The organism is Sphingomonas sp. SORGH_AS_0789, assembly GCF_031453055.1.
GTDB lineage: Bacteria > Pseudomonadota > Alphaproteobacteria > Sphingomonadales > Sphingomonadaceae > Sphingomonas.
The window spans coordinates 3286145-3309384 of sequence record NZ_JAVIYV010000001.1 but is presented as its reverse complement, the minus strand read 5'-3'; the positions used below and the strand labels follow the sequence as shown (position 1 = coordinate 3309384).

At 63.6% G+C, this 23240-nt stretch carries 22 protein-coding genes; 9 read left to right on the top strand and 13 right to left on the bottom strand.

The features are described 5' to 3' along the window. Positions 1-101 precede the first annotated feature (101 nt). The 5 genes from QE360_RS15140 to QE360_RS15120 form a co-directional block, all read right to left on the bottom strand. Entirely contained in the window at positions 102-2798 is a 2697-nt protein-coding gene (locus QE360_RS15140; protein WP_309702810.1) for a hypothetical protein, read from the bottom strand. Between the two features lie 252 nt (positions 2799-3050). Then, the gene (locus QE360_RS15135; RefSeq protein ID WP_309702808.1) at positions 3051-3527 is read right to left on the bottom strand and encodes a hypothetical protein; all 477 of its coding nucleotides are present in this window, start codon (positions 3525-3527) and stop codon (positions 3051-3053) included. Between the two features lie 8 nt (positions 3528-3535). Beyond that, complete coding sequence (locus QE360_RS15130) at positions 3536-4288, bottom strand: hypothetical protein (protein WP_309702806.1); 753 nt, start codon at positions 4286-4288, stop codon at positions 3536-3538. Positions 4289-4296: 8 nt separating this feature from the next. Continuing rightward, entirely contained in the window at positions 4297-4962 is a 666-nt protein-coding gene (locus QE360_RS15125) for a hypothetical protein (RefSeq protein ID WP_309702804.1), read from the bottom strand. A gap of 16 nt (positions 4963-4978) precedes the next feature. Next, positions 4979-7447, bottom strand: a complete 2469-nt coding sequence (locus QE360_RS15120; protein WP_309702802.1) for a S8 family serine peptidase — start codon at positions 7445-7447, stop codon at positions 4979-4981. 390 nt (positions 7448-7837) lie between these two features. On the opposite strand from QE360_RS15120, the gene QE360_RS15115 reads away from it, so the two are divergent. Continuing rightward, a complete protein-coding gene (locus QE360_RS15115) occupies positions 7838-8437 on the top strand; it encodes a hypothetical protein (RefSeq protein ID WP_309702800.1) in 600 nt (199 codons plus the stop codon). On the opposite strand, the gene QE360_RS15110 is transcribed toward QE360_RS15115, so the two are convergent. Next, positions 8409-9355, bottom strand: a protein-coding gene (locus QE360_RS15110; RefSeq protein ID WP_309698743.1) for an IS630 family transposase whose coding sequence is annotated in 2 segments (ribosomal slippage) — positions 8409-9019 and positions 9019-9355 — 948 coding nt in all. Because the reading frame shifts where the segments join, the coding sequence is not laid out codon by codon here. The two genes, QE360_RS15115 and QE360_RS15110, sit on opposite strands and share 29 nt — an antisense overlap. A 121-nt stretch (positions 9356-9476) precedes the next feature. On the opposite strand from QE360_RS15110, the gene QE360_RS15105 reads away from it, so the two are divergent. Beyond that, complete coding sequence (locus tag QE360_RS15105; protein WP_309702798.1) at positions 9477-9686, top strand: hypothetical protein; 210 nt, start codon at positions 9477-9479, stop codon at positions 9684-9686. A 79-nt stretch (positions 9687-9765) separates the two neighbouring features. Here the strand turns inward: QE360_RS15105 and QE360_RS15100 are convergent, their stop codons facing one another. Further along, entirely contained in the window at positions 9766-11187 is a 1422-nt protein-coding gene (locus QE360_RS15100; protein WP_405052608.1) for a PLP-dependent aminotransferase family protein, read from the bottom strand. 73 nt (positions 11188-11260) lie between these two features. Here QE360_RS15100 and QE360_RS15095 point away from each other — a divergent pair, with 73 nt between their 5' ends. Further along, on the top strand, positions 11261-12103 hold the full coding sequence (locus tag QE360_RS15095) for a PhzF family phenazine biosynthesis protein (protein WP_309702796.1): 843 nt from the start codon (positions 11261-11263) through the stop codon (positions 12101-12103). Continuing rightward, positions 12103-12708: a DJ-1/PfpI family protein gene (locus QE360_RS15090; protein WP_309702794.1), complete on the top strand. Its 606-nt coding sequence runs from the start codon at positions 12103-12105 to the stop codon at positions 12706-12708. Before QE360_RS15095 ends, QE360_RS15090 begins: the two co-directional genes overlap by 1 nt. Before the next feature lie 37 nt (positions 12709-12745). Here the strand turns inward: QE360_RS15090 and QE360_RS15085 are convergent, their stop codons facing one another. Then, on the bottom strand, positions 12746-13777 hold the full coding sequence (locus QE360_RS15085) for a zinc-binding alcohol dehydrogenase family protein (protein ID WP_309702792.1): 1032 nt from the start codon (positions 13775-13777) through the stop codon (positions 12746-12748). A gap of 100 nt (positions 13778-13877) precedes the next feature. On the opposite strand from QE360_RS15085, the gene QE360_RS15080 reads away from it, so the two are divergent. From QE360_RS15080 to QE360_RS15070, 3 genes are all read left to right on the top strand, one after another. Continuing rightward, positions 13878-14225, top strand: a complete 348-nt coding sequence (locus tag QE360_RS15080) for a helix-turn-helix domain-containing protein (RefSeq protein ID WP_309702790.1) — start codon at positions 13878-13880, stop codon at positions 14223-14225. 155 nt (positions 14226-14380) lie between these two features. Beyond that, positions 14381-15463 carry a DNA polymerase IV gene (gene dinB, locus QE360_RS15075; RefSeq protein WP_309702788.1) on the top strand — a complete coding sequence of 361 codons (1083 nt, stop codon included), beginning with the start codon at positions 14381-14383 and terminating at the stop codon, positions 15461-15463. Next, on the top strand, positions 15463-16026 hold the full coding sequence (locus QE360_RS15070; protein WP_309704192.1) for an alpha-ketoglutarate-dependent dioxygenase AlkB: 564 nt from the start codon (positions 15463-15465) through the stop codon (positions 16024-16026). The genes dinB and QE360_RS15070 overlap by 1 nt, the downstream gene beginning before the upstream one ends. A 372-nt stretch (positions 16027-16398) precedes the next feature. Here QE360_RS15070 and QE360_RS15065 read toward each other — a convergent pair whose 3' ends face one another. From QE360_RS15065 to QE360_RS15045, 5 genes are all read right to left on the bottom strand, one after another. After that, positions 16399-17592 carry a pyrophosphatase gene (locus QE360_RS15065; protein WP_309702786.1) on the bottom strand — a complete coding sequence of 398 codons (1194 nt, stop codon included), beginning with the start codon at positions 17590-17592 and terminating at the stop codon, positions 16399-16401. Between the two features lie 123 nt (positions 17593-17715). After that, positions 17716-18816, bottom strand: coding sequence for a nucleotide kinase domain-containing protein (locus QE360_RS15060; protein ID WP_309702784.1), 1101 nt, complete (start codon positions 18814-18816; stop codon positions 17716-17718). Continuing rightward, a complete protein-coding gene (locus QE360_RS15055; RefSeq protein WP_309702780.1) occupies positions 18813-19763 on the bottom strand; it encodes a TylF/MycF/NovP-related O-methyltransferase in 951 nt (316 codons plus the stop codon). Before QE360_RS15055 ends, QE360_RS15060 begins: the two co-directional genes overlap by 4 nt. Positions 19764-19881: 118 nt before the next feature. Further along, positions 19882-20532, bottom strand: a complete 651-nt coding sequence (locus tag QE360_RS15050) for a hypothetical protein (protein ID WP_309702779.1) — start codon at positions 20530-20532, stop codon at positions 19882-19884. Further along, positions 20532-21026, bottom strand: a complete 495-nt coding sequence (locus QE360_RS15045; RefSeq protein ID WP_309702778.1) for a TIR domain-containing protein — start codon at positions 21024-21026, stop codon at positions 20532-20534. The genes QE360_RS15050 and QE360_RS15045 overlap by 1 nt, the downstream gene beginning before the upstream one ends. A 196-nt stretch (positions 21027-21222) precedes the next feature. Between QE360_RS15045 and QE360_RS15040 the strand changes: the two genes are divergently transcribed. Both QE360_RS15040 and QE360_RS15035 read left to right on the top strand, forming a co-directional pair. After that, a complete protein-coding gene (locus QE360_RS15040; protein ID WP_309702776.1) occupies positions 21223-22359 on the top strand; it encodes a hypothetical protein in 1137 nt (378 codons plus the stop codon). Next, complete coding sequence (locus tag QE360_RS15035) at positions 22356-23234, top strand: hypothetical protein (protein WP_309702774.1); 879 nt, start codon at positions 22356-22358, stop codon at positions 23232-23234. The genes QE360_RS15040 and QE360_RS15035 overlap by 4 nt, the downstream gene beginning before the upstream one ends. The last annotated feature ends 6 nt before the right edge of the window (positions 23235-23240 follow it).

Below are 23240 nucleotides of genomic sequence, written 5' to 3'. Positions count from 1 at the left end.
CGAAGCTTAAGGGCCGCGAACCGAGCGGTCCGGGCAAGCGCCTCAGATCTTTTTCATCGATCTTCCGGGCTCAAAAGCCTCGCTTCCCCTTACTGCAGCGTCTATCTTTCCTGTCCTTTCTTACTCTTCTGGATTGTTACGCCAGCGGCAGGGCCTCTGCCGCCGCTATCCCGTTTTCCATCCGATATGCCGGCTTGAGGCAGGGTCACTTGCCGGTCGCCAGCGGCGGCAACGGCTTGGCCGAGCAAGCCGGTCGACTTGCCTCTCGACGCAGCTTCGGCAAGCGATGGCTCCGGAACGTCTATGGGCGACGTGGCGGCAAGCTCATCGGGGCCAGCAGGCGGTGCAACTGTCGCCTTCCGTCGGCGCTTGGCCCGGATTGTCGGCAGCGCCTGCAGCAACTCGACATCCTGCAGACGGTCGACATCCGCCAGAGTGCGTGATTGTCCGCCGTCAGCACCACGATCCGCGACGGTGAGCGCTTGCCTAAAGCCCTCGCCGGGTAGGACCGACCTGCCGCCATGATCCTGCTCCATCAGGTCTTGGGCCACAGCCGCCGATGCCGCCGCGATCTTGCGCCGATGACGCTCCGCCAACAGCAACTTCTGGATTTCAGGTTCGTCGCCGAGCAGGCGGAACAACCGGTGAATCGCGGGTGGGACGGTCTTGTCGATGGCATACCCGCCCGGGACGAAACGCAGGTGTTCATGGCTTCGCCGATGCTTGATCAGCCATGTGTGCAGGCGCTCCTCGACCTGCGGTCGATAGGCCGGCGATACTGGCTTGAGCGATTTCAGCTTGGCAGGATCGGCTGGGACGTATCGCAACCGTTCACGCCCATTGCCCGTGACCGCGACAACCTCAGCCCACGCCTTCTCGACCTTGCCGTCGAGGTCCTCCAGCCGCGCTGCCGCGCGGGCCTGCTGAGGGGTCGGTGCCACGATGGCGTCGATTTCGCCCAGCCACGCGCGGGCCTCGTCCTGAACCGTTGGGCTAGCGGTGTGGGCACGCAACACCGTCTCGGCGCGTGAGCGCACCATCCGCTCGACGATGGCGACCAGCCCCGCCTGGCACCGCCGTGTCACGGCAGCGTTTGCGAGTTCCTGCCAATGGGCTGTCGCCTTCAGGGAAGCGGCCGAAACCCGTTGACTGAGTTGGATCGCAGCCTTGAACCCATTCTCGAGCCGGTCGAGATCGGCCTGCTCCAGAAGCAGCCGCATCTCATCATTGTACCGGATATGAGCGTTTCGGGTGCCGGCAGCTGTGACCTCGCCCCTGGCCTCGCTGCCGGTGATGGCGGAGCCGAGATGCTCCATCGGTGTCAGCCGAATCCTGGCATCCCGATAAGGCCCCGGCGCGTAGATGGGACTGCCCGCCCGGCCATCCACGACCTCGTTCACGATGTCGACATAGCGCTTGCGCAACGCTTTGACGTAGCGTCGACCGGCCAGAAAATGGGAAACGGCCTTTCCGCCGTCTTTCGGCACGTCCCGGGTCGACTCCGCAATCTTGTTCTGGCGATAGGGGTAGCAGAGCTTGCCGTTCCGCTTGCGCTCGGAATATTCGAAGTCCCAGCAGCCGTCGCCTTCGAACGGCTGGCGGGGTTTGCGCTCGTCATTGATCTCCTTCGCCGTCAGCCAGCGTGCCGGCCGATCATAGCCATCGATGTGGAAGTGGAAGTTGTCGGGGTCGTTCGTCGCATCAGGGCGATGGATCGCGGCGACGTACATCCAGCCTTCCGCGGCCAGATGCTCACAAAAACGTTCGAGCACCAGGCGCCGTTCGGCCGGCTTCAGACCGCGTGGAAACTCACCGACGAAACGGGTCTGAATGCGCCCGCGACGTCCCGCCTTCCAGTTCGGTCGCGCGGCCTTGGGCAGGCCAGGCTGGACATCACACCACACCAGCCGGTCATAGGCCTCTTCCAAATTGACCTTGGCGATGTCGACGATGGTGTCGACAAGAGCCTTGCCTGTGGCCTTCGCTTTCTCCTCCTGGGCGAGCCGCTTCTGCTGCAGCGTCACCGCGGCCTTGCGCACCCATCCCGGTGCATCTTGCCGAGTGGCCAGCAGCATCCAGTCATCGGCATAGTGCGTCGAAACCTGCAGCGTCCCGCCCTTGGCTTGTCGCTCGCAACGCTCGGCCGCCTCGAACAGGCTGCGTTCCCGCGTCCGCCCGCCGGGAATGTTGCTGATGATGGCAAGGTGGTTCTGCAGCCGCCGGTCTTCGTCCATGTCGAGCATGTCGATCAGCAGCGCGGTGTCATTCTCCTCCACGGCGGTGACACGGGTGATGTAATCGAGATGCGTTTCGAAGTCGGCGACACCGCCGCGGGTCACATAGCTGTGGTGGGCCGCGGCGATGCCGCTTCGGTCGGGATAGCGCGGGTGGGTACGCCCATCCTTCGCGCGCGGGACGACGGTGCGACTGATCCGCATCATGTCGAAATGCGGGATCCGCACAGGGCCAGTCTGGCGCGGACTCGCCGAAAGCGGGCTGGCCCGCGATAAGTCGATCGACGTCGTCCGCCCACCATGGCCGCCCGCATCGGTGATACGTCGGCGCGTTCCCGTGGCTTCGCGCGAGGGCGATAGCGTATGCAAGCCGGCGTCGGATGTTCCCCGCACGCGACTAGGTGAGACAGCTGGCCCGGGCTCGATCTCCCGCTTGCCGAAGCCCCCGCGTCGCAAGTTCGCGCCGATCGCCTCGCGATCCTCGCGGGCCAGTCGCCGTAGCAGCGCCTGCAACTGATGCGCATATTGCGGATAGGCAGGTTGTGGGTCGGCACCGCTGGTCATGGCGTACAGTGTCTCGTGGCGCTGCCCCATTCTCAAGGGGGCGCTCCCTGCCCTCGAACAAAAATGCCTTCCGGAGCCGAAGGTGGAGGACATGAGGGGCGTCGCCGAACCAACGGTCGGCAGACCCCCGCAAAAAGGTGGTCACCACCCTTTTTGCGCTGTTGCGCCCTAAAAACCTTGCCCGGGCTTCTTCTGTTTCCTCCTATCGGTTCTAGAAGACATCTGACCTTTGCCGATCCTGATTGGCTATGGTCAGGATCCGCAGCTTAAGCGCCCCCGCGCGATCCATCGGCGGCCACTGTTGCGAACCTCGATGTCTGCCGCCCCCTCGTTCACCTCGGTGCCCTTCCACCTTGATGGGCCGACGGGCGTCACCGTCACGGTGATGCTGTCGCCGATCCAGCGATCATGGGTGAACGGGAACAGGTCGCCAGCGCCAGCCGCAGGCCGAAGATGCACGATGCCGCTGTCGAGACGGACCACGGCGCGGTCGTCGGCCGCGGCGAAACGCATGCGCCTATCAGTCGCCAGCGACCACGAGCAGCCGGTCCCCGCGGCTCCCGCCTTCATGACCATCGGCATCGACAGCGGCCGCAGCGGTGCTACGGACGCAGTGGCCCCGACGCCGTTTTGCGGGACGCCTACCGGCATGTTCGCGAGCGTTGGCGCGGCGGCCAACAGCGACAACGCGGCGACAGGTGCGAGTAGTGACACCATGGCCGTGTTCACGCCCGACCTCAAAAGGCGCCCCGCGCCGCAGCCGGTGCTTCGCGCGCGGCGGCCACCTTCACCGCCGCTTCATCGGCGAGGCGCGCGTCGCGCCCCCGACTGCCCAGTATCTTGAGGGAGCTGACGTCGGACATGACGGTGATGCGCGGATTGGGCTCCATCGTCAGATCGCCGCCGCATCGGCCCGTGCACCGCGATCCGTTCGCCGGGATGCCCTCGGTCGGCCGCCCGTACTTCCCCTCGACTTGGGCAACGAGCGTGGCCAGATCGACGCGTTTAGTCGATACCGTAAGGTCGATCCGGTCGACGATCTCACCCGTCGGCGTCTGCGCCATGGACAGGCGGAGATGCTCGCCGGCGGGACCCTCGCACGTCAGTTCACCGACGGCAGTGCCATCAGGGCCGAAGCCATCGGGAATGCCTTTCCGCTTGCGGACCTCTCGCTCGACGAGTTGTCGGAACGAGGCCACCTGGTATGTCGAGCACCGGTAGGTCCCCGCCAGCGCCGCCTGCACTGCGGCCAGCGGCATGCCGAGGCGAACGCCAGCGACATCCATCGCCAGCGGCCTCGCCGTAGACGGCGCGGGTCGTGCGGCTCCGTGCGTCTTTTGCGCCATGGCGGGAGCCGTGGCGAGCGACAGCGCCGTTACGGCGCCGATAACGGCGGCCCTGGTCATTTTCATCATGGTGTTCCTTGGCAGCCCGGCGCTCGGCGCCCGGGTCATGGTGTCGGTCGGAATGGATGGGATGGTGACGGTCACGTCGATCGTCAGCGGGGCATCGGACGCCAGCCGTCACTCTGCAGCTCGAACGGCATCGACGCCTCCTTCGGCTCGGCCATCTGCGCTTGTTCTGCCGGTGGCATGACAGGGATCGGCTCGATGCCGTGATAGGTGTAAGTGACCTGGCTCACCCGATGACCGGCAAAGTCGGTGGGCTCGGTCCAACGCACCACGTCGACAACCTCGCCTTTTGCGAGGCAGAAGGACGGCACCGAGACCATGGCGTTCGTCGCCTTGCGCTCGACCGTATGCAGATAGGGCGCGCCCTTTGGCGTCGGCGCGTAGGAAATCAGCGGCTGCCGCACGAACGCGTTGTCCGAACCGCTCCACCGCGCCGGCTTCTCGAACGTCGTGCGCGTGACCAGTCCGACGCTCGCCAGACCGTCCAGCATCGCGACTGCCTTCCCATCGGAGCCTGGCCCCGCGAGCGCCGGCTTCGGCGAGGTGACGATGGGAAACCCCGACCCGGCGGGCTCACCTTCGACTTCGTACCGCATCACGTCGATGGGATGGCAGAAGACATCGCGGACGACGGGTTCAAGCGCAGTGGCGAAGGCCTCCTTGCTCGGGGCCTTGGAATTGCCACACGCGCTCAAGCCTGTGGCGGCGGCGGAGAGCAGGACAGCGGCGGACATGTACGTAGATCTGGACATGGATTTTCCCTGCGGTTCAGCGGACGACGAGGTTGAAGAAGGCGGCGACGTCAGACGCGCCGCGGACGTGGCCGGCGTCGATGGCGCGGGCGACGCCGACCCGCAGCGTCGAGGAAGACGCGAGTGCGGTCGACCAGCCTAGCTCGAGATCGAGTTCCCGCGCGGTCGGCGACAGATCGAAGGTCCGGCGTTCTTCGGCGAGCACACCCGACATCAGGTCATAGGCGACAGGCACCATCAGCGACGCCCGCGCCCGCTCGACGCGTAGCGGCGACGACAGGCCGAGCGTCACCAACCCGCCGAACAGCGGACGCGCGCCCTCTACCGCGAAGGCGGTGCTGACGATGCGGCCATCGAAACGGACGCCTGCGACCGCGTCGGCGGCTCTGCTGCTGCCAACCGTGGCGCGACCGGATACCTGCACGCCAGCGACGCTCCGGCGCAGCGTCGTGGTCGCCAGCACGGTCCGGGCACCGGCCGCACCGGCCCCCGCATCGTCCCGCAACCCCAGCACCTGCCCCCGTTCGACGAGCTCCGATACCTCCAGGCCGACACCGAACGGGGCGGAGACCGCTACGGTACGCAGGCCGGCCTCGCGGCTCCGCGACCCGCGGCGGAACGACGATGGCGTCGCGGTGATGGAGGAACCCGATGCGAGCGAAGCCGACCAGCCGCCGATGGACCATTCGGAGGACATGCCGATCGGCTGCCCGATGGTGCCGCGCAGATACGAACCGGTGAGCGAGGAGCCGCCGCCCGGACCCACGGCGACGTTGGCACCCAGCGTGACCGTCTGACCCGCAGCCGGAGAGAAGGCAACCATCGCCGGTCGACCGGATGCAGCGGCCTGCCAGGGTCCTGTCGTCGTCGACGTCGCGATGCCCAGTCTCGCGTCCGACCACGACGAGGACCGAAGGGGATAGGGGGATGCGGACGCGGCGAGCCCTCCCGCGAGCAGGCCGGAGGACCGCGCACGGATGCCGCTGGGCGCCGTCATCAGGTAATCCCGGCCGTAGCGGTCGAACACGGTCATCGTCGACGTGCGCGAACCGAGATTGGTCGCGCCCGCCGCACCACCGAACGGCGCGGACACGACCAACGACGAATAACGCGCCAGCACCGTCCGTACCGCCGCGAACGACGTCGCCGGTGCCTGCGCCTGCATCGCCTTCTCGACGTTCAGCAGTCCGACGCCGTAGACCTGATCGACCCCAGGCGCGCCGAGATCGGTCGCCGTGTCGAGCATGATGCGGCTGATCTCCTTGCCGCCGAGCTGCGGCCAGTACTGCTTCAGCAGGGCCGCGGCCCCCGCGATCCCCGGCGCCGCGAAGCTGTTGCCCGTCACGACGACCTGCTGGTCGTTCTGGTCCACGGTGGCGATGTTGCTCGCCACGACCGACAGGGTGCGGTCCGCCAATGCGCCGGGCGTGCCGTTGCCGCTGGGTGGCTGCAGGTTCGCGTCCACGCGGATGCCGAACAGGAACCAGTCCTTGTTCGACAGGTCCTTGCCGACGAGGTTCTCCGCGACCTTGCCTGAGAAGCTGTCCTCGCCGACGTTGTTCGTCACCGACTCGACGAACAACCGGTTGCCGCCGCGTACCAGATCCATCGCCGACTTCAGATCAGCGGCCATCTGCTCGCCGCCACCCGAGCCGTTAATGCTCATGGAGATCACGAAGGCCCCCTTGTCGACCGCGTGCCTGATTGCCGGAGCGATCAGGGCGACGTTCGGCCCATCCGATTCTGGTATCGGGCCGGTCGAACCTGCGGTGATGCCCTCAAGGTTCGGACCGCTGATCTTCAGCGCCAGGATGGTGGCGTCATAGGCCACGCCGTGCATGCCGTTGCCATCGCGAGCGCCTGCTGCAACGGCGGCGGTCTTGCTGCCGTGGCCGTCCTTGTCGTCGAGTTCGAACCGGATCGTCTCACCCGGGCAGGTCGCGCAGCGGGCGATCTTCTGGTCGAACGCGGTACTGTCGGCCGAGAGGCGGCCCGCGAACTCCGGGCCATCCCGGTCGATGCCGGTATCGACGATCGCGATCGTCACGCCCTTGCCCGTGATGCCGCGTGCATAGGCGTAGTCGGCCTTCATGCCGATGGCAGCCGCGCTCTTCGTATCCTCGGCGGTCGCTTTAGGCGTAGGGGCGGGTGTCGGAGCCGGGGTCGGCGCAGGCGTCGGACTTGGCGTCGGGGTGGCGACCGGCGTCGTTCCCGAGGAGTTGACGCCGCCGCCGCCACAGGCGCCGAGCATCATCGCTCCCGCCACCGCCGTCGAGCTCCTGATGATGGCAAGCCGCCTGCTGCGGCAACCGAAATATGCACCCACGCCCGAACCCCCGTTCGCGTCGGTGCCGTCAGGCTGATCCCAGCCGGCGGCACCGCCCCTGTTGACGAGGCGGTGCCGGCCCGTGAGCCGGAGATTGGAAACCTGCAGTAAGACAGGCGCGAGCGTCTTTAGGCCTCCGAAGACGCCCTGGACATACACGCCCGCTCCCCGGCCGAAGCTGGTTCGGGCCGGGCATACGGCTACTTACTGACGAGGTTTCCACGCCTCGGTCCGCCTGCTGGCGAACAGACCACCTCTACGCCGGGCAGGTTAACAATCTCAAGTGCTGAACTGCGGCTTTGACGCTGCCGGGCGTAACATGCTGATGACATTATGCATAATTCGGCGAGGTGGCATGGCCGCACAATCTCCCGCTCATAAAAAGATGCGGGCCACCTGCTGAAGCTCTTCGGCGAACAAGCAGGAACAGCATCCCTCAATCCATAAAGCGGACGACTAAGAAAATTCGGACAACCGCAGCAATTTTTTCACCCTCCCTGTCCGAATATGCCGGCAGGTCCGCTTTTATGATTGAGAGGCATCGTCATTTTGCCCAGCCTTCCCTCAACTGCCGAGGATCGTGCCGCCGACAGTCACTACACGTTGGCTGAGATCGGCGTGATGCTGGGCACGCTCCCCAACGCCGACCGGCAGCGGCTTATCGCCTCCTCTGGCTACCTGGCACGCGGCCGGCATATTCTCGCCGCCGACTTGCGTCAGGAAGCCTTCGTCCGGGCGCTCGACGGGCGGCGCAAGTGTCAGCGCGGTTGGAACGTCACCGACTTCCTCGTCGGGATTATGCGCAGCCTGACCTCGGCGGAGCGTGAAGCCCATATGGCTGGCCATCGTCCCGTGCTGATCGGCACCTTCGGCGAAGGTGGCATCGATCTGGCGTCACCCGCGCCGTCGCCGGAACAGGTAGGCCATGACGCCGTACATTACCGCCGAACGATCGCCGAGATTCGCGAGGCGATCGACCGAGACCCGCGCCTCGTCGTGTTGGTCGATGCGCTATTGGATGGGGCAAAGGGTGCCGAGCTTCAGCGGCGGTTGGGGGTCGATGCGACCGAACTTGCGTCGCATCGCAGGCAGCTGAAGCGCGTGCTAGAGCGGCTTCCGTTCAGTCTGGGTCATAGCCGCAGGAGCTGAAGTAGTTGGCGCATTCCTGCGGCTGGAACAGGTCGACCAACTTGCCGATGAGGGACCACAGCCCGGAAACGGTCCGCTCGCCGGCCTTGCGGAGCATGGCCTTGAGGCGGGCAAACGCCTTTTCGATGGGGTTGAAGTCGGGGCTGTAGGGCGGAAGGAACATGAGCCGAGCACCGGCCGCCTCGATCAGGTCGCGGATGCTGGCGCGCTTGTGGCTGGACAGGTTGTCCATGATGACAATGTCGCCGCGCCTGAGGTCGGGCACGAGCACTTGGTCGACATAGGCTTCGAACCAGTCGCCGTTGATCGGGCCATCGAGCACCATGGGCGCGACCATGCCGGTCGTGCGCAGGCCTGCGACCAGCGTCGTCGTCTTGCGGTGGCCGTGCGGGTAGCCCATCCGGAGTCGCTCGCCCCGGCGACAACGGCCGTGGCTGCGGGTCATGTTGGTTGCCGTCCAGGTCTCGTCGATGAATACCAGACGCGCGGGGTCGAGATCGGGCTGGCCGTCGAACCATGCCTCCCGCTGGCTCAGGACGTCGGCGCGGTCCTGCTCGATCGCATGGCCGGTCTTTTTTTGCGCGTGACCCCGTGACGGGCGAAGAAGCGATGCAGCGTCGAGATTGCGACCGTCACCCCCGCCCGGCCCAGCTCGCTGCGCAGCTCGTCCAAGGTGATGTCGCGCCGGGCCTCGTGCAGCGACAGGATCGTGTGCGCGTACGCCTCGATCCGCCGCGACCGCGTATCGCCGCCCTGCGGCTTGGCGGCATAGCCACCGGTGCTGCGGCGCTGATCGTGCCAGCGGATCACCGTCGCGGCCGCCACCCCGAACCGCCGCGCCGCAGCCCGGCAGCTCATCCCCTCGTCAACCGCGGCTAGCGCTCGCGACCGCAGGTCCATCGACAACGGCTTGCCCATTCATGCCGGCCTCCATCCAGCCAGCATCTTGAATCAGATCACTGCACCAATGGGAATCCCGCATCGACTCAGATCGGCCGGAAACTGCTCTAACAAACGCCACGAAAGACAGGAGCCTGCCGTGACGCAAAAGGATATAGATCTTGAGCAACTGCGGCTGATCGACGACTTTCTCGAAGAGGACGTTGTCGATTCTACCAACAGTTATGCGTTCAACGCCGAAATCAGGCAGGCGATCACCGCCGTTGAGGAAGCAGGGCTACAGGATATTGCATCGGCTTTTGATCGTGAGCGAGACGACGCATGGGTCGCATCATTTTGCAGTCGCTGACTGTGGGCCAAAAATTTCGACACGCTTCAAAATAGCATTGTCGCACATACAGTGACTCGGCAGTTTGACCGGCAACGGATCACGCTAGAGCCTTGTGTAGAAAGGTCGATAGCCGATCATCATCGCTCATGGCCACGTTGAAGCGCATGTGATCCCGCCAGCTGCCGCTGGGACTGAACACCGGTCCTGGTGCGAGCACGATACCTTCGGCGATCGCGTGGCGGGCTAGGTCAACAGCATCGATGCCGTCCGGCAAGCGCGCCCATAGAAATATCCCAGCCGCGGGCTCCATCCATGGCTCGATACCAGCAGCGAGCAGTCGTTTAGCGACATTGGTTGTGGCTCGGGCCAGCCGGGTACGAACGCCGTCGACGTGACGCCGATAGCTGCCATCGGTCAGCACCGCGTGGAGCAGGTTGGCGGCGAGCGGACTGCCCGCCATCGACGTCGCGATGCGTAGGTCGGCCAGCGCCTCGACCCAGTCGGACCGCGCCGCGATATGGCCACAGCGCACCGCAGCCGACAGCGATTTCGAGAAGCTGCCGATGCGGATCGTCCGGTCAAGGCCGTCGAAGGCCGCCAGTCGTGGTGAAGGCGTATGTTCGAAGTCGGCGAAGATGTCGTCCTCGACAACGACCATGTCATGCGCCTCCGCGATCTTGAGCAGCCGATGCGCGGTAGTGGCCGCGAGCGACGCGCCAGTCGGGTTATGGACGCCTGAGTTGGTCAGATAGAAGCGCGGCCGCTTCGTCGCGGCGGCCTCGGCGAAGACGGCGACGTCCGGCCCGGTCGATGTCATCGGCACGCCGACGACCTTGGCGCGGTGTGCCCGCAGAAGAGCCAGAAAGTTGAAATAGCACGGGTCGTCGACCAGCACGGTATCGCCCGGCTGAAGCAGGAAGCGGCACACCAGATCAAGGGCGTGGGTGCCGCTGTCGGTCAGCAGGATCTGGTCGGGACCGGTTTCAATCCCCTGATCCGCCATCCGCCTCGCCAAAAACGCCCTGAGCGGGGGCGAACCCAAGGGGGAAGCATAGCCCGCCAACGCGCCGTTCTCGTCGGATCGCGCCGCCCCACGCATCGCCTTGCGAAGGGCATCGCCCGCCAGCCAATCATCGGGCAGCCAGCCGCATCCCGGCATGAATTCGTGCCGTCGCTCGCCCAGCGACTGGCGCAGCATCCAGAGCGGATCGACCTCGCGCTCCTTCGTACTGGCCAGCCGATCCAGCGCCAGTGGCGCCAAGGGCGCCGCGACATAAAAGCCCGAACCCGGTCGCGACCGGATCACGCCCTCGGCGGCGAGGCGATCATAGGCCTCGACCACCGTCGAGCGTGCGACGCCGCTCGTCTCGGCCATGGCGCGGATCGACGGCAGTCGTGCGCCTGGCGTCAGCGCGCGGGCGTCGATCCGGTCACGGATCGCGCGGACCACCATGCCGGTGCGGGTTTCGTCGGGGACGCTCGCCATCGTACTGCCGTTCTTACCATTACAGTTCGGCATGATCGTACCGATGTGTATCTGTCAGCGCCAGTTGTCGCGCGATAGGACAGGCCATCATCATTAGGAGATGCCTGTGACCCGCCCCTTTCGCCTTGTCGACGTTTTTGGCACTGACCCGCTCACCGGCAACCCGCTGGCGGTCATTGCCGATGCCGATGGCCTGACAACGGACGAGATGCAGGCGATCGCGAGTTGGTTGAACTTCTCGGAGACGACCTTCCTGCTGCCGCCGACCGATCCATCGGCCGACTATCGCGTCCGCATCTTCACCATGGCGCATGAACTGCCCTTCGCCGGGCACCCGACCTTAGGGAGTGCGCATGCATGGGCCGAAGCGGGCGGACAGCCGAAGCGGGACGGCGTTATCGTGCAGGAATGCGGCGTCGGGTTGGTGCCGATCCGGCGCGATGGCGATCAGCTTGCCTTTGCCGCCCCAGCGTTGCTGCGCGGCGGCACGCCGACCGAAACCGAGATCGCGCAGGTCGCCGACCTGCTGCGGATCGACCGTTCGGCGATCGTCGATGCCGCCTGGGCGGACAATGGCCCTGGTTGGATCGCGGTCATGCTGGAGTCGGCGGAGGCGGTACTGGCGGTCGAGCCGGCCCGGCACCACCCCGAGCATATCGACATCGGCATCGTCGGACCGCACGCCCCGGTGAGCGAGGTCGCATTCGAACTGCGCGCGCTCTTCACCGATGCGCATGGCGGACTGATCGAGGACCCGGTGACCGGCAGCCTCAACGCCTCCGTCGGCCAGTGGCTGTTCGCCAGCGGTCGGGCCAGCGGCAGCTATGTCGCCGCGCAGGGCACGCGCCTCGGGCGGACCGGGCGTATCCATGTCTCGCAAGACGAGGCTGGCCAAGTCTGGGTCGCCGGAGCGACGCGGACTTTGTTCGCCGGGCGGACGCAGGAGTGATGCAGGTCGCGGTCCTGACCTTCGATGGCTTCAACGAACTGGATTCGTTCGTCGCCACCGGGATCATCAACCGGCTGCGCCCGCATGGCTGGGCCGCGCACATCACCGCGCCGACCGAGACGGTGATGTCGATGCACGGCGTCGTGGTCCATCGCCAACGGCCGCTCGCATTTCTCGAGGAGGCGGATGCGGTGCTGGTCGGCAGCGGTGTCCGCACGCGCGAGATCGCCGCCGATGGGGCGATGCTGGCCCGGCTTCGCCTCGATCCAACGCGGCAGTTGATCGCGGCGCAATGTTCAGGGACGCTACTGCTGGCCAAGCTCGGCCTGATCGGTGATTTGCCCGCGTGCACCGACCTCACCACCAAGCCATGGGTGGTGGAGGCCGGTGTCACGGTCATCGACGCACCGTTCGCCGCTCATGGCAATGTCGCGACGGCGGGCGGTTGCCTCGCCGCGCCCTATCTCGCCGCATGGCTGATCGCGCTCGGAGGCGAGCTCGAACTGGCGCGCGAGGCACTTCGTTACGTTGCACCGGTTGGCGAGAAGGCGCGCTTCGTCGATCATGCCATGGCGGTCGTCGCGGGCGAGTTGGCGTTCGCCTGACCCGCCCGCGCTCCGATCGTCAGGCCCGGGTCAGAAATCACGCCTGCTTTTTGTCCCAGCCTTCCAGGACGATCTTGCCCCGCGTGGTGGTGCTCTCGATGCGGCGGTGCGCCTCGATCAGGTTGGCGGCATTGATCGGTGACAGCGTTTCGGTGGCCGTGGTACGAATGCGCCCCTCATCCACCAGTTCGGCCACTGCGTCCAACAGTCGACCCTGCTCGCCGACGTCCGGTGTATCGAATAGCGACCTGGTGAACATCAATTCCCAATGAACCGACACCGCCTTGCGCTTAAAGGCGACGATGTCGAGGCTGGCGGGATCGTCGATCAGCGCGAAGCGCCCCTGCGGCGCGATGAGCTCGGCGATATCTGCCAGATGGCGATCGGTATGGGTGGTCGAGAAGACGAAGGCGGGCGCGTCGATCTCCAGCGCGGCGATCTGCGGTGCCATCGGCCGGGAATGATCGATGACATGATGCGCGCCTAGGTCACGCACCCAGCCTTCCGTCTCGGCGCGCGAGGCGGTGGCGATCACGGTCAGGTCGGTCCGGGCCCGCGCGATCTGTATTGCAGCGGAACCGACGCCGCCCGCGCCGCCGATGATCAGGATGGCGCGTGCGCCGCCTGCTGGCTGGTCGTCGACCTTCAACCGGTCGAACATGGTTTCCCAGGCCGTGATCGCCGTCAGCGGCAACGCCGCCGCCTCCGCGAAGCCGATGCTGCGGGGGCGATGGCCCACGATCCGCTCGTCGACCAGCTGATATTCCGCATTGCTGCCGTCGCGCATCAGATTGCCTGCATAGAAGACCTCGTCACCCACCTTGAAGCGGGTGGCCTCCGGGCCGACCGCTTCGACCATGCCCGCCGCATCCCAGCCGAGAATGCGCTCGTCACGCCCGTCGAATGGCGCGGCGCCGGTACGAACCTTCGCATCGACCGGGTTCACCGAGATGGCACGAACCGCAACCAGGATGTCACGCCCGGTCGGAACGGGCCGTGGCAGCTCTATATCGATCAGGGCTTTGTCCCGGTCAATCGGGCCGGGCTGGCGATAGGCTATGACGCGCATGGGTCTTGCTCCTTCTGCTGACGGACGCGAGATAGGGACGGTGTCAGCTTATGTCGTAGGCACAAAAAACGCTCATAGTGTCGAAAAGGATACTGTTCCAATGGCGAAAGCCCGTCACTCCCGCCTCGATTGTATGCCGGGCTGCGCCGTCGAAGCGGCGGTGAGCCTGATCGACGGCAAGTGGAAGGCGGTGATCCTCTACCATCTGCAGGATGGACGCACGCGCTTCAACGAACTGCGCCGCCGTGCCGGGGACGTGACGCCGCGCATGCTGACCAACCAGCTGCGCGAGCTGGAGGCCGACGGCCTGATCGAGCGCGAGGTCTTCGCTCAGGTGCCGCCGCGCGTCGAATACAGCCTATCGGATCGTGGCCGATCCCTGTCGCCGATCATCGCAGCGCTGAAGGAGTGGGGCGATGCGAACTTGGATCTCTTCGCGCGGCGATGACCATTCGGCTAATGGTCGGCGACGTTCGTGGCATCGCTCGAACTGCGTCGTGCTCGGATATAGGCTAAGAAAGGGGCGCTTGGGATAAGCGACGGGTTTCCGACGCTTTTGCGCAACATGTTCACATCGTGTTCCGCATGAGTAAGAAGGTGTGCATGGCGGTGCGTAAGATCATTCACGTCGATATGGACGCCTTCTTCGCGTCGGTGGAGCAGCGTGACGATCCGTCGCTGCGCGGCAAGCCGGTTGCGGTCGGCCATGCCGCCGCGCGAGGCGTAGTGGCAGCGGCCAGCTACGAAGCCCGCAAGTTCGGCGTTCGCTCTGCGCTGCCATCGGTAACGGCACTGCGGCGCTGTCCCGACCTGATCTTTGTGCCGCCTCGCTTCGAAGTGTACCGCGACGTCTCGCGCCAGATCCATGAGGTGTTCGCGCGGTACACGGACCTGATCCAGCCCTTGTCGCTCGACGAGGCCTATCTCGACGTCACCGCGAACAAGCGTGGCCTGGAAACCGCATGGCTGACCTCCAAGGCGATCCGCGCCGACATTCTGGCGGAGACCGGACTGACCGCATCGGCGGGCATCTCGTACAACAAGTTCCTCGCCAAGCTTGCCTCCGATCACCGCAAGCCCAACGGCCAGTTCGCGGTCACGCCGGACATGGGCGCCAACTGGGTCGAGACGTTGCCCGTCAGCCGCTTCCACGGCGTCGGACCGGTGACGGCGGAGAAGATGAAGCGGCTGGGGATCGAGACCGGGGCTGGTCTGCGCGCCAAGTCGCTGGCGTTCTTGCAGCAGCATTTCGGCAGTTCCGCCGAATGGTATTACGCCATCGCGCGAGGGGAAGATGACCGTCCAGTCAATCCGAACCGCGTGCGCAAGTCGTCGGGGTCGGAAACGACGTTCAACCGCGACCTGACGGAACCCGCTGAGATCGAGGCCGGCGTGCTCAAGATGGCGGACGATGTCTGGGACTGGTGCGAGGGACGGCAAGCCTTCGGCCGCACCGTCGCGGTGAAGGTCAAATACGTCGACTTTCATCAGATCACCCGACGCCGCAGCCAGCCCGTGGCGGTCATCAGTCGCGAAGGCCTGCGCCGCGCAGCGCTCGACCTGATCCGGTCGGTTCTGCCGACCCAGAAGGGGATACGACTGGTCGGCGTAACGGTATCGAACTTCGTCGAGGCCGGGGCAGCGGCACCGACCGAATTACCGATCTTTGCGGAGGCGGCGGCGTGATGCTTGACCTCTTTGACGCGCCGCTACTGCCGGGGCTCGCCACGCGGGCGAACCTGATCACGGCGGACGAGGAGCGCATGCTGATTGATCGGATCGACGCGACCGACCTCGAGCCGTTCCGCTTTCAAGGCTGGATAGGCAAGCGGCTGACAACGTCATTCGGATGGAGTTACGACTTCGAGGTCGGGCGTCCGAAGGATGCGCCACCGATGCCGGATTGGCTTCTCCCCATCCGCGATAGGGCGGCAAATTTCGCCGGACTCGCGCCTGAGGCGCTGATCCAGGCGTTGCTCATCCGCTACGACCCCGGTGCCGGGATCGGCTGGCATCGCGACCGGCCCATCTACGGCCATGTCCTCGGCATCTCCCTCGGCGAACTGGCGACGATGCGTTTCCGGCGGCGGCGCGCTGGCGGCTTCGACCGCGCGTCGTTGCCGCTCGATCCGCGTGGCGGCTATCACATTAGCGGACCCGCCCGACACAACTGGGAGCACGGCATCCTGCCGATGGAACACCCGCGCTGGTCAATTACTTTCCGGAGTCTCGCAGAACATTGTTCATAGGTAGGATGGGGTTTACTGCCGTTGTGTTGCTGACCAACGATCAGTAGCGCTGGTTAACTACACCCGTCGTCGACGCCGTGAAGCTGCTGAGATCTGCCTACCGCAGGTGTCGACCAGGCTGCGTCGTTTGCCAATCGCATTTCGGCCGGCGGGGCTTCTGCCGGAACCGGCCGTTCGTCTACCGGGAAGCCGCCTAGCAGCAGTGCGCGCCATATCGGTCATAACCGACAGAGCAAAAAATCCCGAAAGCCGCCGTTTCCAGCAGGGCAAAGATTACTTGCCAAACGTCTTCGGGTTCTGTCGATCATCTCGATCCGCGAGTCTTTCTGTTCTACCTTGACGGTGTGGTCAGGCGCCACGCGTAGGGGTTGGTCACTGCGCCGGCGGTTCAAATGTCAACGTGCGCGAGTGGAGATCGGCGACAACTAGCCCTCCGCGGTGACGGCGCAGGTCTCTGAACACGCGGAAGCCCTCGAGAATGGCATGTTCCCACATCCATGGCGGCTGGATTTCGACTTCATAGCCTTTGACCATCTGCGCGATCGTCTTCAGCAATGCGAAGTCGAGAGTGGCGACGTTCTCGAAGGCGTCATGTCGCAACCCATGCGCGAAGATCCAGTTGGAGATGCCCTCCTCGGTCAAGGCGGCGCGGGCTCCGTCCTCCTGCTCGTCGATTTCCGGACGGCTTTTGCGCTTCAGCTTGAGTAGCGACCGCAGCACCGGAGACCAGCCCAGAATTGCTGCGAACGCCAGATGAAAAACGTCATGAAACCTGTAGTCGTCTTCGACCGCGCTGTTATCGGTCAGCCGGTCTCCGACGTGAACGCCGTTCATTGACTGAAAAACGTACAGCCGACTGCCGACCCGACGTTCGTCGAACAGGATGCGCATCGTTCGCGGAAACTGCTCCCAAGGCTCGTATTTCGCGTCAAGCAGTGTCCCCCAAGCCGGGTGGATCGGCCAGCGTGCCAGCAATTTGTCTAGATTGGCCTGCGCAGCGTCTGCCAGATTGACTTGTGCATCCGTGGAGGCAGACACGAGCTGCTCCACGATGCGCGCAAGATCGGCCTTAAATTCTTCACCGCCTGCATTCGCTTTGGCGTGGGCAATGAGTTCACCCACCGTCTCCGCCAACGCCAGCAGGCTTGCCTGCACCGGCGCGGGCGACGCCGGCTCGTGAAACAGGGCGGGCTGGGGCTGGAGCTCCAGAAATAGTCGATGGGGTGATCCCTCGAGCAGCGATGCCGCCTGACGTGCTGCCAGGTTGCTCAGCCGGAGACCACAATGATCCACGATATTGGCAAGGTACCACAGCGCATCACCCGTCTCCTCCAGCGTGCTTGCGCCATACGCGTAATAGGAGTTGCGATCACGCTGCTTCTTCTTGAGCTCGCTTAGCAGGCTGCCGACCTCGCCGAACAGACCAAGCAACAGGAAATTGAGTTTGTCCACGTCCGGGGCATGGGCGCGGAACAGCCGTACCGCGCAGCGCTGATACTCATCGAGGCCAAGCGGTCCGACGTCGGGACTGCCCAGCTCATTGCGCAAGTCGTCCAGCGCTCTCATCCGCTCCCCTCTCCATGTCCGTCGCCATATGCTTCAACCTGCGTTCAATCCGATGCGCGGATCGACTTCGTTTCCTCCTCGTCGCCCTTCGCTACAGGCGGCTTACAGCGATCCAGCGCGCGCTTACCGATCGACATCGTCAAACAAATCAAGGTTGCGGTTTCGGGCCTGTAGGCCGGAGGGGTTGCGTGACAGGGGCGTGGCCGATCGGACCACGTCCCCCGCCGGCAGAACAACGCCCTGTTTGATTCTCCATTTTGGCGGGAAGAATAGAGTTACGGCTTGTGCCGAACCGCTATAGCGCGCTTTGATCCTGCTTCTTGCGCTCGCGAGTTCGGGCAACGCCTCGCGACAATATTTGTCGAGCTCGCAAAACAGCCCTTGGCAATCAATCCCGTGAAGCCGACGTCCGAACAAACCGCCGAAGGGAAGGCCGAGCCGTTCGAATTCGCGTTCCTGTTGCTCCACCATCCACAATATTGTGTCTGCGGCACCATAGTCCCCCAAACTGATAAACGCTTTTTTTAGTCCGCGCAGCGCGCCGGGTCCAGCTTGGGTATAATCGTTCTCGCTGAATTCGGTGAGATCGGAATAATTGATGTCGATCGCGGTCTGGTAGGACATGAACGGGCCCATCAGTGGAAAGCTCTGGAGCAAGCGGACCACGTCTTTCAAACTCGGCGCTTGCAACACGCGTTCGGCGCAATGACTCTCGAGAAACATGTGCTGGAACAGGGCGACATGATTGCGGTGTTTCTCATCGAAGCCGAAGGCCTTACTCGCACACAGGATGAAGGCGCCCGTGTAGAGCCCGCCAGCGCGTACCTTCACACGTTCGAGCGCCGCGCCAAAAGCGCCCGATGCGAGATGGTCAAGGCGGGGAGCGCCACCGAGCTCAGCTATAAGTCCGTCCCACGTTGCGATCTTGCTGAACGTCCGGAAGGCGACGATCTGAAAAACTCGGTCGCGCCGCGTCGTCTGCGGATCCGCGCCGTAGGCGACGTCGCGGATCATGTATTGCGAAACGCGATCGGCTGCCCTGAACACGTTGCAGAACTTGTACGTTTGGAGGATTGGGTCGTCCGACCAAGGAAATGCTTGCCGTTTCAACCGTGCCTCGAACGCTGCCTGACGCCGCGCCGCGAACGTCCAATATAAGTCGAAAACGCCCGTTCTTGGCACGGGTGGCGTGCGCCGGACGAAGGACAAATGAGGCCCGGTCATGCTTGCCGAAAGAACACGCCGGTGCCGTGCAGGTTAAAGTAACGCGGATCTTCAGCCAGTCGCCTGGCAGCGAGCCTCTCGCCAATAGTGTCGACAAAACGCTGATCGCCCGCCCAATGATCGAAGATGATCACGCCACCGACCTGCGTGCGATCAGCGATAACGTCCAGCACTGCGTTGGCCGAGGTGAAGTTATCGGTATCGACAAACGACAAGACCAGATCCTCATTCTCCAACGTCTGAACGGTGTCGACGACATCGCCAGTAACGATCTCGACGTTGCGTTGCGCAAACAGTGCGCGGACCGCCTCCACGTCGAGGAAGACGCAGTCGGGATGATCGTACATGTCGAGCGGGCTGCGACGAGCCGGAAAGCCGCCAAAGGTGTCGAAGCCATAAATTTTCCACGGGGCGCCAATTGATTCAATGAACTTCGACATTAGCATGGTCGTGCCGCCCTTGAACATGCCGAACTCGGCAACCACCCCTGTCAAACCTAGCCGATAGGCGTTGGTAAGGCATTGATAAATATGGACCAGGCAGTTGGGATAGCCATTGGCAAGGGAGGGGACCAGCTGACTACGCGTGATCTGGTCGAACGCTGCGTCGCGAAATTTAAAGTGCCCATAGCCACCTATCAGGAGGCGGGTAGTGGCCGGCACTCGCTGCGCCACCTCCTCAAGGAGTAACTCCTTGCCGGCATCCTCTGCGATGACGACGATATCGACGGGGTGATCGCGGTAGGACGGGAAAGCGTTCAGGCGTCCTGTTGCCTCGATGCCAAAAATGCCAACAAGCTCTGCTGCGCCCGACGTGAAAATGAGCATATTCGCTAAGTCGAACGCCGTATGCGACCAGCCGACGATAGCTACTCGTGCCCTGGGCCCGTGATGCACGACAGCCGCGACAAGCTTCTCCTTGAGCCGCTCACAATCTTCATCTCTCATGCGACGCAGCCCCGATGCCATCGTATCGGGAGCAAATATCCGCCAGACTGAACCAACTCGCAATATCGGGTGCGAAAACAATTTTTTAGCTGGCGCGCAGCGACGGACCTGGCTGGCTTCAAACCATGCGCTGTAGAACGGGTGAAAAGCGCATGCCCCGTGAGGCAAAGTTGATTGGGTCGGCAACGATCAAGTTATGATGGGAGGCTTTCAACGGCGCTATCCAGTCGATGAGCGGCTGAGCATCGGCGAGATCGAATCGGCGGTAGTCGCGCGCATTGCGATGATAGCCGATTGCAGCGCCGACCGCTGCCGGAAGCGGTGGCGCGGCGGCGCCGAAATAGACAAAATCAGTGGAGAGCAGCACCCGATTGATGCGCGTGTCATGCGCTGTATTAAGCGGACATTGTGTGCCGTTCGTGCGACTATGCACTGAATCTTCCTGCAGCCAGGGATCATTGGCCGTGGCGCGATGATAAACGTTGTCGCCGACTTGCGATTTCGCCGAGCCGGCACGCTCCGGCCGGCGCCCCAAGAATGCCGGGTCGGCCCAATAACCGTCGAACGTGCGGTCGTCGGTAACAACCATCGCGTACACACAACGCAGTACAGGCTTCAGCTTCACACCGGTAAAACCGACAATCCAATCGCCTTTTTCGGCTCGTTGACGAATATTCGGCTTGCAGGTCGCCAGTGAAAGTATGCCACCGAACGGATTGGGCGCAAAGCCGAGGTCGTAGCTGACGGCGTAAGCGTAGACGCTCGGCATCAGGCTGCACAACTTCCACGCGGCTGATCATTGGCCGGCTTGCGCGGTTGGCCGTCGGGGCGCTCGAAGGGATTGCACTTGCCCTCGATGGCATCGATCACGTTATCCGAATTCCACGCTACCAAGGCGTCGCCATATTTCTCGAAGGCGGCAGGCTTGTCATTTTCGGTTCCCCCGCGCTCGTAGACGCCGACGATGCGCTTACCGAGCTCTTTCGCCTTCTCGATTTCCCAATTTACCCATGGTCGTTGATGTGTCTCTTTGCCAATGAGGACGACGACGGTAGAGGCCCAAGACATCTTCATCCGAAGCAACCGCTTGAGTGTGCGCTCGTTAATCCGTCCCTCGTCGAGCCGGCGCTGATTTGCTGGCTTGGCCCGGATGGAACTGTTGCGGATTTCATAGCCTCGCCGACCCAGCATTTCGGTCAATCGACCGACATGCCCATCATCGGCGTGATGATGGCTGATGAAGACGTGGCGTCGACTTGCCATTCCCCTTCTCCGAGCAATTTATACGCAACCGTAATATGGGGGGCGAGATTTGCCCTTTCAACCTTTTGTATTCGATACGTTCCGCACGTGGACGCCGGCACCATCGCAGACAGCTGCCTTGCGACAAGAAAAAGCACTCGCCTGATCAACTCATCACTGTCACATTGCGGTTTCGCTCAAGCGCCGGGGATGGGGAATGATCGATCTGATGCGGCTGCACGTGGTCTGGGATCACAATTCACGCGAGGCGGCGCGTATTGCCGAGCGGATTTCGCGCCATTTCGACAGCATCGGGATGGAACGCGACGGTGTTGCGTTTCGCGTGCCGGTGCGCTTTTCTAGTTCCCCTTGGGAAGAAGGGTCGCCCTTGCCCAGGCCCATCGACCTTTCCCGATCGACGCACAATGCGATCATTCTGCTCTACGACGAGGAAATGTACGAGCACCGGGATGCCTGGAATCTATGGACGTCGGCGTTACGCACCGGCATCGACGCGAGGAGCAACGCGGATATATACGTGGCATTTGGCAGCCCTGATGACGCACCGATGTTGGCCGCCGACGAGGCGCGCCGGACGCAATATCAGCAACGCAAGAAGTGGAACATGTTGCACGACGACGACGCTCGCGATCAGCGTTTGCTACTTCATCTCTTGATCAAGATACGGGCGCACCTACGGGAGCGGTCCGGGGAAGCCGCCAAGGAACCGATCTTCGTCAGTCACGCGAAAATAGACGGCGACATCGCTGCGCGAGCGATTGTCGAATTTATCAACAACACCTCGGATGGGGTGCCGTTAGAGACTTTCTATGATGCTACAGAGCTAATGCCGGGCGATACTTTCGACGATCGATTCAAGGCCGCGATCGGCCGGGGCACCTTGCTGGCTATCATATCCGACATCTATGATACGCGCCCCTGGTGCGTCTTTGAGTTGACCGAGGCAAAGCGTGGCAGGCGCCCGATTGTGCTCGCCGATATTGGCGGCAAGCGAACCGGACGAACCTTCCCTTACGGTGCCAACTTGCCGCGCGTGCGCATCCGACCCGTCGCAGGGGATACAGCCTGGATCGAGGTGCTGTTGGTGGAGACAATGTCCGAAGGTTTGCGCTGCGACTTGTTTGACCGTCAAGCCAGCGCAATCGCGCCGCCGGGTTCGCTTGTGCTCCCCCGTCCCCCGGAATTGTTCGACGTCGTGCATCGCGATGATCTGCCAGGATGCATTGTTTACCCCGACCCGCCGCTCGGTGACATCGAAGCCGATCTTTTGCGCCGTGCTCTCGCCGATCGATCCACCACCACGCGCCTGGTTACGCTGGGGGAACTTACATGATGTCGCTGGACGGCAAGTACATCGCTATTTCCATCAGCGACGCGCCCGACCGTGAGCGGCTTGGATTTCCGCAACGCGAGATCGATCGCGCGCTTGCAACAATCTGTACCGCCTTGGTCCGTGCCGGCGCTGACATCGTATATGGCGGCAATCTTGATCCGGACGGATATACGTTCAAGATTTTTCGCAATCTCGCTGGAGCCTATCCCGGGAAGCGGAAAGACACCCCCTTCCATCACGTCGTGGCTGAGCCGGTTGGTCGCGGCACACGCTACGAGACCTTGCTCTCGGCAGTGAAGGAGGGCCGGGGAACGGTGCGTACTCAATTGGCGCGCGGCGACCTACTCTTTGTTGCGAGACCCGGCGATGGCGGCGTGCGGCTCGGCGGCGAGACTGTCACCGACGATGCTCAGCTCGTCGCTTGGTTTGCGAGCGTTCCTGCAATCTCGATTCAGGAGGGGCATACTAGGGCGCGGGCACTGGCCACCCAACTTGTCGACGCGCGCGTCATTCTCGGCGGCAAAATGGGCCTACTCGCTGATGCTGCGGATCGTTACGACGGCGCGATGCCCGGGATTGCCGAAGAAGCAATTATGACGCTCGAAGCCGACAAACCGCTTCTCGTCCTCGGCGCATTCGGGGGTGTTTCGCGCGACATTGCCATTGGCCTCGACCTCCTTGATCCTGCGTCAAGGGTACCGCGGGGCGATCAGGCCCCAAGCTATGCCGCGTCGATCAGTCATGTTGAACGGCTTCGCAGCAAAATCCCCGACGCAATCCGATCCGACTTATCGCGGATCGCGGACGACGACCGAAGCGAGCAGACGGCCTTCGCTTTGACATCATTGATCAATCGGTGGCTGGCGATCCGATGAATTTAG